This is a genomic window from Shivajiella indica (assembly GCF_042683085.1).
In the GTDB taxonomy this organism is placed as follows: Bacteria; Bacteroidota; Bacteroidia; order Cytophagales; family Cyclobacteriaceae; genus Shivajiella; species Shivajiella indica.
The window spans coordinates 39,632-52,816 of record NZ_JBHUIV010000020.1; the positions used below are offsets into that span (position 1 = coordinate 39,632).

A 13,185-nucleotide genomic window follows, 5' to 3' on the forward strand; every position below is an offset into this window, starting at 1 on the left:
TAAGTTATATTGGTAAAAGCCACAATGAAAATTTAGGATTTAGAATTCATTTAAAAATCCATTATATTATCCAGGAATAAAATAATATGTGGAACAAGATTCTTTTTAGTTTTCCAATCCAATTGCTTTTTCTTAACCTCAAGAAAAACCTACTTTTAGTGTCTTTGTGGGGATTATTGGTATTGATCATTATCCAGAAGTTTGGAACAGTTTTGGGTATCCCTTACCTTTTTTTGGATCCGGAATACATGAACAAGATTTCCTGGCAAAGTTTTTTTTTGGTTGGAGTGGCATTGGCCATATTCACCATGGCCTTTCATATGACTACATATATTCTAGACGGCCCCAAGTTCATTTTCCTGGCTGTTGTTCCAAGGCCATTCATTAATTTTTGCCTCAATAACTCCATAATACCTTTAGCTTTTTACATTTTGTACATCTATACTTTTTTCCATTTTCAATTGGACAATGAACATGAGAATAATTGGGTTATTTTAGAGTATTTTCTTGGTTTTACTGCGGGTTCGGTGATAACCTATGCTTTGTTGTTTCTATACTTTGGCTTTACGAATAAGGATTTTTTTCTGCTTTTCGCCGGAACACTTGAAAAACAATTGAGGAAAACAAAAATCACCAGGGCCAATATGCTCAAACGGATAAAAGAGAGCAAAAAGGCAGAAAACAGGGTCCTGGATTACTTTGATATCAGTTTTAAATTCAAACCAGTCAGACAAGACCTGGCTAATTTTGAAGGCCGAAATTTGTTGCGGGTGTTTGACCAAAATCATTTGAACATGGTCATCATACAGACAGTTTTGATCAGCCTAATATTGATTCTGGGTATTTTCAGGGAAACACCTTTTTTACAATTACCTGCTGCAGCCAGCGGTATTTTGTTGCTTTCAATTGCTACTATGTTGGTCGGTGCTGTTTCTTTTTGGCTTAGAGAGTGGGGTGCACCAGTAGTAGTTGTGGTAGTTTTATTGATTAATTCTCTATCAAATACAGCATGGTTTAACAGACCTCATACCGCCTTTGGTTTGGATTATATTGCAGAGCCGGTTGCCTATAACTTGGATCAATTGAATAAGATTCTTCATCCGGACACTATAGCCTTGGATAAAGAAAATACCCTCGAAATTCTTGAAAATTGGAAGAGGAAATTCCCTGAATTTTCAAAGCCTAAAATGGTATTTATTACTGTCAGTGGTGGAGGGCAGAGAGCGGCACTTTGGACCCTCAAGGTTTTACAGGAAGTCCATCATGTCACCAATGAACAACTCTTTAAACATGCTCAATTAATAACAGGGGCATCCGGAGGTGTTATAGGAGCTTCCTATTTTAGAGAAATTTATTTACAGTCGATCACCGACCCGGCTATAAATGTTCTGGATTCGAAATATTTGGATCAAATTTCTGCTGACAACTTAAACCCGATTATTTTCACCCTCCTGGTAAATGACCTCCTTTTCAGAAATCAATATTTTTATTATAATGACAGGTTTTATTTGAAAGACAGAGGATTTGCTTTTGAAAGTCAGTTCAATATCAATACTTACGGAATTCTTGATAAACCGCTATATAGTTACAAATTACCTGAATGGAATTCTCAAATTCCTATGATTGCCGTTACACCTTTAATTACCAATGATGGTAGGAAACTTTATATTTCCCCATCTCCGATGTCCTATATGTGTGTTTCATTGGAAAGATTAGAAGGGTTAAATGAAAAAAGCCAAGGCGTTGAATTCAGGAGATTTTTTGTCAAACAAGATGCCGAGAATCTGAGATTTTTAACAGCTTTAAGAATGGGCGCTACCTTTCCTTTTATTACCCCAAATATCCAACTTCCCTCCAAACCTCAAATGGAGATTATGGATTCAGGACTTTCGGATAATTTTGGTATGCAGGATGCTTTGAAATTTATTCATGTTTTCGAGGATTGGATCAAGCAAAACACATCAGGAGTTCTTTTATTGACGATTAGGGATTCGGAAAAATTTTCTGAGATCGATCAAAAAAAACCACCGACCATTTTACAAAAGTTGTTTACCCCTTTGAAAAATATTTACATCAATTGGGATAATGTACAGACACTGCATAATGAAGTCCTCTTCACAAGGATGGTAGAAAGTGTGGATTTTCCAATTGAGCGGATTGAATTTGAATATTCCACACTACAATACCTTCAGGAAAGAGGTCTTGCGGATGAATCCGGTGCATTCAATCCACAGGAACAGGAAATACAACGTGCTTCATTGAACTGGAGGTTAACAGCTAGGGAAAAGAAATCGATCATTGACAACATCAATAGCCCATACAATAGACGGTCCCTCAACCGGCTTAAAAATTATAGTTTTTTCGAATAACCCCTAGTCAATTTCAACTTCTGACTCAAATGCCTCTAAGGATTCTGGCCGGCCTACCACATAGACAATATCCCCTAACTTCAGTTTTTCATCAGCACTTATATGGTTTATCGTTTTTCCAGATCTTTTGATAGCCACTACATTTACACCCAGGTATTCTCTTAATTTGGTTTCCTTCAAAGGCTTATTGATAAATTTGCCGCTGTCTTTTTCCACTTGTACGCTTACAAAATTGATTTCAGGAAGTTCAATCCTTTTCTTTATGTTCAAATCAGTTGGTGTTAACCGAAACAATTCATAATTGAAGGATCTGATTTCATGGGTAAAATCTTCTATACTATGCCTGGGAATGAGGTATTTGTTCAAGACCCTGGTGAATATTTCAATGGAAGTTTCAAATTCTTCCGGTATCACCTCATCAGCCCCCAACTTTAGGTTTTCTTCAATTTCATTCACATACCTTGTTCGCACGATAATGAAAGGATTCTGAGTGATATGTCTAATGGTTGCTACTATTCTCTTAGTGGCATCTGCATTGGAAATGGCAATCACAGCTACCCTTGCCTTATTGATATTGACATGCTCCAAAACAAATTCATTGGCTGCGTCTCCATAAGTGATAGGCTCCCCTTTTGCGGATTCTTCCCTTACTGTCATGGGATTCATCTCAATGATGGCATATGGAATCTGTGCTGACTTGGCTGCTTTTGACAAATTCCTTCCATTTAAGCCATAGCCGATGATAACCAAATGATCCTTTAGTTCTTCTTCAATTTCCAGGTCGGGTATGTTTTCATTTCCAAATTTTTTGTTGAGGCGGCTAGGTATGGGCAGATTGAGAATAGCACAGGAAATGTCTTCTCTTTTTTTCAAAACAAAAGGTGTTATTCCCATGGTCAATATGGAAATGGCCAGGAAATATTGATAGGTTTCCTGATCCAACAGCTCGAAATTCATACCGACTTTAGCCAAAAGCAAGGAAAATTCACCGATTTGAAAAATGGAAAAAGCCACCATAAAAGCCTCTTTAAATCCCTGTCCAATTGCCCTCACGGAAATACTGACTGCTATGAATTTAACCACAAAAGTCAAAGCAGTCAAAAGCAGGATCGGTATGCCATTGATAAATAAAAATCCGATATCAAACAACATGCCCACGGATACAAAGAAAAAGCTTAAAAAAACCTCCCTAAAAGGTAATATTTTGCCTGTGGCATGATGGCTGTAATCTGATTCGCTAATAATCAGTCCTGCCAGGAATGCACCCAAACCCAAAGATAATCCCAATAGTGATGTCAAATAGGCCACAGCAAAGCAAATCACTATTATGCTCAAAAGAAATAATTCCTCATTCCTGGTTTTTGCTATTCTATAGAGGAGATTGGGTATTAAATATTTGGCACTTAAAAGTGTCATGATGATAACAGCTGTTCCTTTCACTCCCATAAGAAATAAAGACCAGGCAACATTATCAGTTTCACCTGCCAGCATCGGTGTGAATAGCATCAAGGGTACGATGACAATATCCTGAAAAATTAAAATGGCCAAAGTTGTCCTTCCAGGAATGGTATTGACCTGCCCACTTTCCTGTAGTAATTTCAATACTATGGCAGTACTGCTCAACGAAAAGAGAAATCCAATAAAAACAGCAACATTCCAATCAAAACCTAAAAAGAAAGCCACGATGCTGGAAATCAGAATGGTTATAGATACCTGTAATGCGCCCCCGATGAAAACAGCTTTCTTAATGGCCATCAAACTTTTGAGGGAAAACTCCATACCGATTACAAATAGCAGAAGAATCACGCCTATTTCAGACAAAACCTCCACAGTAGTGGATGCCTGTACCAAAGACAAACCATAAGGGCCTGCCAAAGCACCTGTAAAAAGAAATCCAATGATTGTTGGGATTTTTAGGCGCATGAACACCAGAATAACCAAAGTTGCAAGTCCAAAAATCAATACTATGTCAGATAGCATGGGCAACTCAACAGCAGCAAAGATAAAATTCAACATCATGCAGGATTTAAATTTGGTTCGTATTCTTGGCTAAAATACAATTTATCCACCGGAAAAATCATCAGTTCCAACAGGCACATGAGGATTCATGAAGATTTTGTGTTGGAAATCTCTAAAATATATATAGTAATAAGCTAATAATCAGATGATTAATTCTGATCAGTATGCAAGCCCTAATTTTTTATAAATAAAGTGCATGAGCCAGGCAGGGCCGATCAACAGGAATTGGATATCTTTAAAGAAAGAGGGTTTTTTCCCTTCCACCTTATGTCCGTAAAATTGAAAAATCCATGCCACAACAAAAATAATTACTGATAAGAGCCATAATGGAATCGGAGAAACCAGGTGTAGAAAATTGGCCAAAGCCAAACATACAGCAGAAAAGAAAAACATGCCCAAAGCCAGAGTCGGGGAAAGTGAAACATAGTAAAAAAGTACAATAAGCAATGCAATGGTAGCCCAATTGGCAAAGCCATGCAAAAAAGGAAGGTTATTGGTCAGCACATTGGCGGGAATACTATAAATCAAACCTACAATACTAAAGAAAATGGCCGGTACACAAATCCAGTGGATGGTTTTATTGGTTTCATTTTGATGGCTTTCTCCATATTCATTGAGCAGTTCATCTATTCTTCTCATGGGAATATCGCTGTTTGTTAAATTTATATTGGAATATCAGGCTTAAATTAATAAATAGCCATGATATTTTTCTAAAATGAAATCATAATGTTGAGCTATTGGGAAAAGAAAAATTTTCTGAAGTATGACCTGGTTGTAGTAGGAGGGGGCATAGTGGGCCTTTCTACTGCGATTCAGTTTAAAACTTTAAATCCTGATTCCTCGGTGATGGTTTTGGAAAGAGGGATTTTTCCATCCGGTGCTAGTACTAAAAATGCCGGATTTGCATGTTTTGGCAGTCTGACCGAGATTTTGGATGATTTGGAAGTTTTACCAAAAGAAGAAGTACTGTCATTGGTGGAAAGAAGGTATAAAGGGCTTTTAGCCATCCGTCAATATTTTGGAGATTCCAAACTAGATTATCGGCCAAGTGGAGGATTTGAGTTGATTACCCCAAAGGAACTTTCCCAATTGGATCATCTTAAAAGTGTAAATGATCTTCTACAACCAATATTTAAAAAAGATGTTTTCAGCCTATTGAAAGATCATAGGGATTATAAATTTGGACCTCTTGTTAATGAAATAGTAAAAAACGATTTTGAGGGGGAATTGGATAGCGGGAAATTCCTGAATTCACTTTGGGAAAAATGTAGCGATCTGAAAGTTAAAATCCTTACAGGGGTTCATGTGGATCAAATTGATACCGATGAAAAAAAGGTTTTTATTAAGGATTCCTATATGGCTTTCTCTTTGGTATTTCAAGCAAAAAAAATTGCAATCTGTACCAATGCATTTACAAAAACCCTTTTCCCCCAACAGGACATTAAACCTGGGAGAGGATTGGTTCTGGTAACCAAAATATTGCCATTTGAAGTTTCTTGGAAAGGTTCATTCCACTATGATAAAGGCTATGTGTATTTCAGGAATATTGATAACAGACTGTTGCTTGGAGGTGGGAGAAATATGGATTTTGAAGGGGAAAATACTACAGAGTTTGGAATTAACCCCATCATTCGTTCCTATCTTCTTTCGGTCATTAATGAAATAATTTTCCCTGGTTTTTCTACAGAAATTGAAATGGAATGGTCAGGAATCATGGCTTTTGGACCCGATAAAAGACCAATAGTTGTCATGGAAAAGCCAGGTGTAGGTCTTGCCGTTAGGCTAGGCGGCATGGGGGTAGCTATAGGATGGCAGACGGCCGGAGAATTGGTAAATCTACTGCAAAAGGTGTGATGTAATAAAATTTTATTAATTTAAGTTTTTAAAATGTTCTGAATTATATCGAATGGTAGTAAGTCGAAGAAAACCCAGCTTCATACAGGCAATTTCACCTATTTTATTTTTAATCGTTCTTTTGGTAATCAACATTTTGATTTTTGGAACAGATGGTCTATCTGGCTCTAATCAATTGGTTTTGGTGATTTCCTCAGCCGTGGCCGGTTTAATTTCCATTTTTCAGTTAAAAATCAAATGGGAACATTTACAGGATGGTATTGTGAAGAGTATTTCTTCGGCAATGTCAAGTATATTGATTTTGCTATTGATTGGTTCTCTTGCAGGCACCTGGCTGTTGAGTGGGATTGTACCTGCAATGATTTATTATGGTCTTCAGATCCTTAATCCTACAATTTTCCTGATTGCAGCCTGTATTGTTAGTGCCATTGTTTCCATAGCCACAGGAAGTAGTTGGACCACAGTGGCCACAGTGGGTGTCGCCTTGTTGGGAATTGGTAAGGCTTTAGGTTTTGGTGAGGGGATAATTGCTGGAGCCATTCTTTCAGGGGCCTATTTTGGAGATAAAATGTCCCCTTTATCTGATACGACTAATTTGGCTCCTGCCATGGCAGGGACTGATTTATTTACCCATATCAGACATATGACCAAGACCACTGTGCCTTCCATGACAATTACTTTGATAATTTTTGGAGCCATTGGTTTTGCCACCGGAGCCGAAGGTTCAGTTGATCAGGTAAAAGAAATTTCTGCAGTTATTCTAGAAAACTTTAATATCAATGGGTGGTTATTCATAGTACCGGTATTGGTGTTATTCATGATCGTTAAAAAAATTCCAGCTGTTCCAGCGCTACTGGCAGGAGCCTTGTTGGGAGGTTTGTTTGCCATCATTTTCCAACCCCAGGTCATTCAGCTCATTGCCAATGAGGAAGGAGTTTCCTTTGTATATCAGTCCTATAAAGCGGTGATGATGTCGCTCTATGGAGAAATTAGTATCTACACCAGTAATGATGTGGTCAATGAGCTATTGATCACAAGGGGAATGGCTGGTATGTTGAATACGATTTGGTTGATCGTATGTGCGATGATTTTTGGAGGAATTATGGAGGAAAGCGGCATGCTGAAAGTGTTGGCTGAAGCCATCATTGAAAAAGTCCACTCTGTGGGATCACTGATTGCTTCGACTGCTGCCACCTGCGTTTTTTTCAACGTTACTACCTCAGATCAGTATTTGGCCATTTTAGTGCCCGGTAGAATGTATGCGGATATTTATAGAAAAAGAGGCTTAAAACCTGAGAACCTTAGCCGGACTTTGGAAGACAGTGCCACGGTAACTTCTGTGCTCATTCCCTGGAATACCTGTGGAGCCACCCAGGCCTCTGTTTTGGGTGTGGCCACCTTGACCTATGCACCTTACTGTTTTTTTAATATTATTTCTCCAATTATGACCGTATTGTTTGGATATTTTAAACTCGGATTGAACTTTTATTCTGAGGAAGAAATGTTGGAGATCAAAAAAGAGTTGGCAGTATGATTCCAAAGAGAATTAGTAAGGAAACGATCAATGAATTACCCTTAGGACAATTTGAAGGGGAGATTGTATTGGTGAAGTCCTTGGATCAGGTCAAAGAAGTAGCTGATGAACTTGTCAGGCATAATCTCTTGGGATTCGATACAGAGACAAGGCCATCTTTTAGAAAAGGAACCCAATATTATGTTTCATTGCTCCAACTTGCCACAGAAGAAACCGCTTTTTTGATCAGGTTAAATGAAATCGGAATGCCAGGTATTATCCAGGAAATTTTGGAAGATTCAGGAATTATTAAAATTGGAGCAGCTGTTTTAGATGATTTAAGGGGCCTCAGAAAGGTTGCTATGGGTTTTGAACCACAAAGTTTTTTTGATTTGAATGAGGAACTTAAAAAAGTGGGTTTTGAAAATGTAGGTGTAAGAAATTTGGCAGCTATGGTATTGAATATGAGGATATCTAAATCTGAACAGGTTTCAAATTGGGAAGCAAATGAACTGACCGACAAGCAAAAATTATATGCTGCTACAGATGCCTGGGTCTGTTTGGAAATCTATAAAAAGCTGCAATACCAAGGATACTTGGACGAGTTGTTCAATAGATGAAGGATTAGAAGCAAGTGAAAAGAAGTTTTGGAAATCGAAAGGCAGCTTTTCGAAATTTTGTGCCAAATACCAAGTACAATGTACCAAGAAATGGATCTGCTGTCCGGTTCTTTCTAATACTGGAGCCATGAATGTTTTCCAGGTGATTATTTAAAAGCCTCTAAATACAGCAAATCTTTTTTATCATTCGCCCAAAACATGCATTTTCACGGCATCTAACTCTGAAATTTTTTGAGTGAGTTCATCCAAAAGTTTTTGTCTAACTTTTAATATGATCTGACATTGGTTGTCAAAATGCTGTTCAATGATCTGAAGTTCGTAATCTTTGATCAATTTCATGACCTCATTCATACGGAGGTATTCAAAATCAATTTTGACTTTTTCCTGTTGGACGGCTGTAATGATTTCATTATTAGCAATGGAATCGGCGGCTGCGGTTTTATATGCGGTAATCAATCCACCAACACCAAGCTTTGTGCCCCCAAAATATCTAACCACCACTATCAGGACATTGGTTAGTTGATGGGATCTGATCTGTCCCAAAATGGGATCCCCAGCTGAATGATTAGGTTCTCCATCATCATTTGCCCTATAGATATCCCGGTTTCTTCCGAGGACATAGGCATAACAATGGTGCCTTGCATCGTAAAATTTTTTTCTGAGCACCTCCAGTTTTTCTTTGACTTCTTCCTCGTTTTGAACAGGAAATGCAAAGGCCAAGAATTTACTTCCCTTTTCTTTGTATACGCCTTCCGATTCCCTTTGAAGAGTCAGATAGGTGTCTTCAGGTGCTGAAAACATAGAAATATAGACCTAAATAAGAATCAAAATTAATAAATTCAGATGGTTTTGGTTGAATAGAAGTGAATAAGTTATTTTAGTGACCATGAACCCGAAAATTATTCCTCCCCGTCTGATCCAATTGGAAAGTAAAGTTAACCCTACGGGGAAACTGACATTTTTTGAAGGAACAGGTGATTTTCCTTTTCCAATTAAAAGGTCATTTTGGATCCGTGGAGTACCTGAAGGAAGAAAAAGGGGCGTGCATGCACATAAGAGGGAAACACAACTTTTGATCTGTCTTCAGGGTATGGTTTCAGTACAACTTGAAGACCTTGCCGGTGCAAAGTTTAACTTCCACCTTGACCAGGCTGAACAAGCTCTCCTGATCCCCCCTTTGATATGGAGCAGTGTGACTTTTGGGAGCAATGTTATTTTATTGGTTTTGGCAGACCTGGCTTTTGATGAAGAAGATTACATCCGTAAAAAAGATGAATTTAAGGCACTTCAGGATGCCTACTTAAAAGGTGATTTTTATGGCTGACGCTGAATTTCCATTGGTTTCGATTGTGTGTACTGCTTATAACCACGAAGATTTTATTGAGCTGGTCCTGGATAGTGTTTTGGCTCAAAATTATCCTAAGTTAGAATTGATTCTGGTAGATAATGGTAGCACAGATCAAACAAAAAATATCATTGAAAATTGGTTCTTGAAAAACCGGCACAAAATTCCAATATTCAAAATTTTCAGGGCAGAGTCCTGGGGATATTGTGCCAGCTTCAACAATGCTTTTCTTCAGTCCAGTGGCAAATATTTCATTGATTTATCTGGAGATGACGTTTTGGAGATCAACCATATCAAGTATTCAGTTGCCAAACTAGAAGCCCATCCGGAAGCAGTTGTCTGTTTTTCTGATGCCTATCTGAAGAAAAGTGGAGATAAATTGAAGACTTTTTACCCCAGAGACAAAAATGGGATGTTAAAAATTCCAGTAAAGCAGGGGGACATATACGAAGAATTAGTATCAAGTCACATTCTTCTTTCCGTTACCATGGTGGTCAGATCGGATACTTTTAAATTCATCGGAATGTACGATGAGGGTCTCAATTATGAAGACTTTGATATCATGGTCAGGATGTCCAGGAATCATCCCTTTGTATTTTCGGACCACATAGGAATAGTTAAAAACATTCATTCAAAATCATTGTCTGCAGGCCAATACAGGGCAAAAAATTCCATCATGTTACCCTCTACTTTGAAGGTTTGTCAAAAAATCAAAGCGATGAACAGAAGTAAGGAAGAGGATGATGCCTTGAAAGTTAGGGTTTTGTATGAATTAAAACATGCCTTGTTTTCCGCAAATTTTGAGGTGGCAAGTGGCTTTATAGATCTGGCAAAAAATCTTGGTGCTTCGGGTTTTAATTTTTTTTTATTCCGATTATGGGAAAAGCATCAATGGGATCTTTCCTCTGTTTATTCCATGATAAAAAGGACGTGAAATAGAATTAATCCCTGAAAAGCCTTAGTCAAAGACCATTTTTTCCTTTATTCCCAATAATTTTAGCCCACAATTACTTCAACCATATGGTCCCTTTGCAAATATTTTCTACCAATCTTTTGTATTTCTTTGGGATTAAAAGATTTGATATAGGCCAGTTGATGTTCAAAAAAATCAAAATCCAAGCCCGCCTGGTGAATGGTTTTGAATCTGCTGATCAATTCAAATGAAGAACTGAAATTTGAAAGTAGGTTTCCGACCAGGTAATTCCTGACCGTTTCAAGTTCGTCCAATGGGATATTTTCGTTCTGTAATTTTTGGATTTCTTTGTAGATCTCTTCGATGACTTCTTCACTGTGTTCTTTGATCACATCAGCCATGACAATCCAGTAGTCAGCAGCCTTCAGGCTTCCAATGCTACTGTAAATCCCATAAGTATGTCCCTTATCTTCACGGATATTTTTTATCAATCGGCTGCCAAAATATCCTCCTAAGAAAACATTGAACACCCATAGTCCAAAATAATCCGGATGGTTTTTTGGGATAAGATGGCATCCAATTCTAAGGCTTGACTGCACGGATTTCTGTCTAGGCTCAACCTGTCGATTATGGACTTTATTTGAAAAATGACTGAATTTGATCGGACGACTGATTATCGGTAGGTTACCTAGATATTCTTCTATCATCTCCAATTCTTTTTCTGTCACATTTCCCGTTAGGAAGATTTCCGGGTTTGCCCAAAGATCGTTTGTATAAAAATCCAATAGATCCTGTCTTTGAATCGCCTCTACATCATTTTCTTCTGCTACTTGACCAAAAGCATGACTTGGGCCGAATAATTCTTTTCTAAAAATCTGGGAAGCCCGGTTGCCGTTTTTTTCGCGCATGATACTCAAGCTTAAGGATTTCTGTGATTTCCTTTTTGCAAGTTCTTTTTCCGGGAAAATGGCTTCTGTCATCAACTCCCTAAAAACAGGCAATACTTTCGAAAAATGCTTCTTAATGGTCAAAAGGGATAATCCCTGATGCTCGAAAGTGGTTATTATTTCCACTTCTGAAGCATAGGTATCAAAAAAATCATCTAATTCAGCCGCAGTACGATTTGTGGTCCCTTCCAGCAGCATATGTAAGGTGAAATATGGAGCCAGTTTTTTTTCTTCTTTTCCTAGGATCGCAGGAGTATCTGCATTGATTTCCAGCCGGATAGCATTGATTTCAGGTGTTGGTATAAAATACAAATGGACTCCATTTTGAAGAGTCCTTTTGATGGGGGTTGGGAATGTGATATGGTCAGGAATTTTAAATTTCGGGGCAATTGACCTGTCTAATATCATTTTTTAGTTATATTATATGTAAGGGAAACCCGTAAGGTTTCAGCTAATGGGTGGTTTTGGGTTTGTGGGACCAAATATGAAAAATCAAAAGCCAGCTTTTCCTTGTACACATAACCAATTCCCATAGTAAAATATCTTCTTCCTCCTTTGTTAGGGTTTTCATAGAAATACCCTGTTCTTAAAGCGAACATTTTTTGGTAATAATACTCCATCCCGAAGGAAATCATGATTTCCTGCATTTCTTCCTGAAATCCGCCAGGTGCATCTGTAAAAGATCCGAACATGCCTGAAAGCAAAGGCCTGTTAGGGTTTCTTCCGGATTCTACTATCAAATTTCCATTCTCATCAGTGGCAAGTGTTCCATCTTCATTTCTTTGCCAGATTGGAGGAGAAGGCACCAACAGTTTATTGAAATCCAAGGCAAAAGTCAAGGAGTTAAAGTTGTCAAAGTTAACTAAATATGCAGTCCCTATTCTGAGGTTGGTAGGGATAAAGTCAAGGTCTTCAGCGCTATTGTAGGTAATTTTTGGACCAATATTGGTGATGGTTGCACCCCAAGAGAATTCTCCTGTTTTATTACCTGAAAATACCTCCTTATTGTAATAGACACCAACATCTGCTCCAATTGTTACTCCCGGCCTACTTTCAGCGCCACCAACAGAGGAAATATTTCCTGAAAGATTGGAATGGATGAACCTTGCAGATAAGCCCAAGCCAAAATTTTCAGATAGTTTTCTGGAATAGGTACCACCGATAGCAATGTCCCTTGGTGTAAATTCGCCCAGTTCATTGCCCCTTCCATCAGTCAGTTGGATATCACCCATATTGAAATATCTCAGGTCAATTCCCCAGGCAGATTTGTCATCTATTCTTCTGTATCCCGTCAGATAGGAAACAAACATATCATTCACCAATCGGCCTAACCAAGGAGAATAAGAAAGTGAAAAACCCATATCATTTTCCACAAATGCCATTTTTCCTGCATTCCAATGGGCTGAAAAAGCATCTGCACTGGTGGCTACACCTACATCCCCCATGGCTGAATGACGGCTGTCGGGTGCAAAATTCAAAAAAGGAACAGCTGTGGTAATTACCCTTCTATTGGGATCCTGCCCCGAAACAATGGGGGAATTTTGTGCACTGACAGTCATGGACAAAATGCTTATCCACAAAAAAATAAATGAATTAACAACCAGT

The 13,185-nt window shown here is 38.2% G+C and carries 11 protein-coding genes; 6 read left to right on the forward strand and 5 right to left on the reverse strand.

What is annotated here, in order from left to right; translation table 11 throughout:
- Positions 1-86: 86 nt before the first annotated feature.
- A complete protein-coding gene (locus tag ACFSKV_RS14345; protein ID WP_380804140.1) occupies positions 87-2,369 on the forward strand; it encodes a patatin-like phospholipase family protein in 2,283 nt (760 codons plus the stop codon).
- A 3-nt stretch (positions 2,370-2,372) separates the two neighbouring features.
- Here ACFSKV_RS14345 and ACFSKV_RS14350 read toward each other — a convergent pair whose 3' ends face one another.
- A complete protein-coding gene (locus ACFSKV_RS14350; RefSeq protein ID WP_380805111.1) occupies positions 2,373-4,385 on the reverse strand; it encodes a monovalent cation:proton antiporter family protein in 2,013 nt (670 codons plus the stop codon).
- Between the two features lie 162 nt (positions 4,386-4,547).
- Positions 4,548-5,027: an Mpo1 family 2-hydroxy fatty acid dioxygenase gene (locus ACFSKV_RS14355; RefSeq protein WP_380804142.1), complete on the reverse strand. Its 480-nt coding sequence runs from the start codon at positions 5,025-5,027 to the stop codon at positions 4,548-4,550.
- 87 nt (positions 5,028-5,114) lie between these two features.
- Between ACFSKV_RS14355 and ACFSKV_RS14360 the strand changes: the two genes are divergently transcribed.
- The 3 genes from ACFSKV_RS14360 to ACFSKV_RS14370 are packed head-to-tail and all read left to right on the forward strand — an operon-like array spanning position 5,115 to position 8,375.
- Positions 5,115-6,242, forward strand: a complete 1,128-nt coding sequence (locus tag ACFSKV_RS14360; RefSeq protein WP_380804144.1) for an NAD(P)/FAD-dependent oxidoreductase — start codon at positions 5,115-5,117, stop codon at positions 6,240-6,242.
- 52 nt (positions 6,243-6,294) lie between these two features.
- Complete coding sequence (nhaC, locus tag ACFSKV_RS14365; protein WP_380804146.1) at positions 6,295-7,776, forward strand: Na+/H+ antiporter NhaC; 1,482 nt, start codon at positions 6,295-6,297, stop codon at positions 7,774-7,776.
- On the forward strand, positions 7,773-8,375 hold the full coding sequence (locus ACFSKV_RS14370) for a 3'-5' exonuclease (protein WP_380804147.1): 603 nt from the start codon (positions 7,773-7,775) through the stop codon (positions 8,373-8,375). The genes nhaC and ACFSKV_RS14370 overlap by 4 nt, the downstream gene beginning before the upstream one ends.
- 183 nt (positions 8,376-8,558) lie before the next feature.
- On the opposite strand, the gene ACFSKV_RS14375 is transcribed toward ACFSKV_RS14370, so the two are convergent.
- Complete coding sequence (locus ACFSKV_RS14375; RefSeq protein ID WP_380804149.1) at positions 8,559-9,176, reverse strand: YigZ family protein; 618 nt, start codon at positions 9,174-9,176, stop codon at positions 8,559-8,561.
- 85 nt (positions 9,177-9,261) lie between these two features.
- Between ACFSKV_RS14375 and ACFSKV_RS14380 the strand changes: the two genes are divergently transcribed.
- Together ACFSKV_RS14380 and ACFSKV_RS14385 are read left to right on the forward strand one after the other, a co-directional pair.
- Positions 9,262-9,699 (forward strand): sugar 3,4-ketoisomerase, encoded by a 438-nt coding sequence (locus tag ACFSKV_RS14380; RefSeq protein ID WP_380804152.1) that lies wholly within the window; start codon positions 9,262-9,264, stop codon positions 9,697-9,699.
- Positions 9,692-10,654 carry a glycosyltransferase family 2 protein gene (locus tag ACFSKV_RS14385; RefSeq protein ID WP_380804154.1) on the forward strand — a complete coding sequence of 321 codons (963 nt, stop codon included), beginning with the start codon at positions 9,692-9,694 and terminating at the stop codon, positions 10,652-10,654. Before ACFSKV_RS14380 ends, ACFSKV_RS14385 begins: the two co-directional genes overlap by 8 nt.
- A gap of 62 nt (positions 10,655-10,716) precedes the next feature.
- On the opposite strand, the gene ACFSKV_RS14390 is transcribed toward ACFSKV_RS14385, so the two are convergent.
- Together ACFSKV_RS14390 and porV are read right to left on the reverse strand one after the other, a co-directional pair.
- Positions 10,717-11,988 (reverse strand): M16 family metallopeptidase, encoded by a 1,272-nt coding sequence (locus tag ACFSKV_RS14390; RefSeq protein WP_380804156.1) that lies wholly within the window; start codon positions 11,986-11,988, stop codon positions 10,717-10,719.
- Positions 11,985-13,139 carry a type IX secretion system outer membrane channel protein PorV gene (gene porV, locus ACFSKV_RS14395; RefSeq protein ID WP_380804158.1) on the reverse strand — a complete coding sequence of 385 codons (1,155 nt, stop codon included), beginning with the start codon at positions 13,137-13,139 and terminating at the stop codon, positions 11,985-11,987. Before porV ends, ACFSKV_RS14390 begins: the two co-directional genes overlap by 4 nt.
- Positions 13,140-13,185 lie beyond the last annotated feature (46 nt).

Bases quoted from the DNA above. Each gene is read 5' to 3' on its own strand.
- ACFSKV_RS14380 (WP_380804152.1), top strand. From the start codon at position 9,262: ATGAACCCGAAAATTATTCCTCCCCGTCTGATCCAATTGGAAAGTAAA.
- nhaC (WP_380804146.1), top strand. From the start codon at position 6,295: ATGGTAGTAAGTCGAAGAAAACCCAGCTTCATACAGGCAATTTCACCT.
- ACFSKV_RS14345 (WP_380804140.1), top strand. From the start codon at position 87: ATGTGGAACAAGATTCTTTTTAGTTTTCCAATCCAATTGCTTTTTCTT.
- ACFSKV_RS14385 (WP_380804154.1), top strand. From the start codon at position 9,692: ATGGCTGACGCTGAATTTCCATTGGTTTCGATTGTGTGTACTGCTTAT.
- ACFSKV_RS14360 (WP_380804144.1), top strand. From the start codon at position 5,115: ATGTTGAGCTATTGGGAAAAGAAAAATTTTCTGAAGTATGACCTGGTT.
- ACFSKV_RS14355 (WP_380804142.1), bottom strand. From the start codon at position 5,027: ATGAGAAGAATAGATGAACTGCTCAATGAATATGGAGAAAGCCATCAA.
- ACFSKV_RS14390 (WP_380804156.1), bottom strand. From the start codon at position 11,988: ATGATATTAGACAGGTCAATTGCCCCGAAATTTAAAATTCCTGACCAT.
- ACFSKV_RS14350 (WP_380805111.1), bottom strand. From the start codon at position 4,385: ATGTTGAATTTTATCTTTGCTGCTGTTGAGTTGCCCATGCTATCTGAC.
- ACFSKV_RS14375 (WP_380804149.1), bottom strand. From the start codon at position 9,176: ATGTTTTCAGCACCTGAAGACACCTATCTGACTCTTCAAAGGGAATCG.
- ACFSKV_RS14370 (WP_380804147.1), top strand. From the start codon at position 7,773: ATGATTCCAAAGAGAATTAGTAAGGAAACGATCAATGAATTACCCTTA.
- porV (WP_380804158.1), bottom strand. From the start codon at position 13,139: ATGACTGTCAGTGCACAAAATTCCCCCATTGTTTCGGGGCAGGATCCC.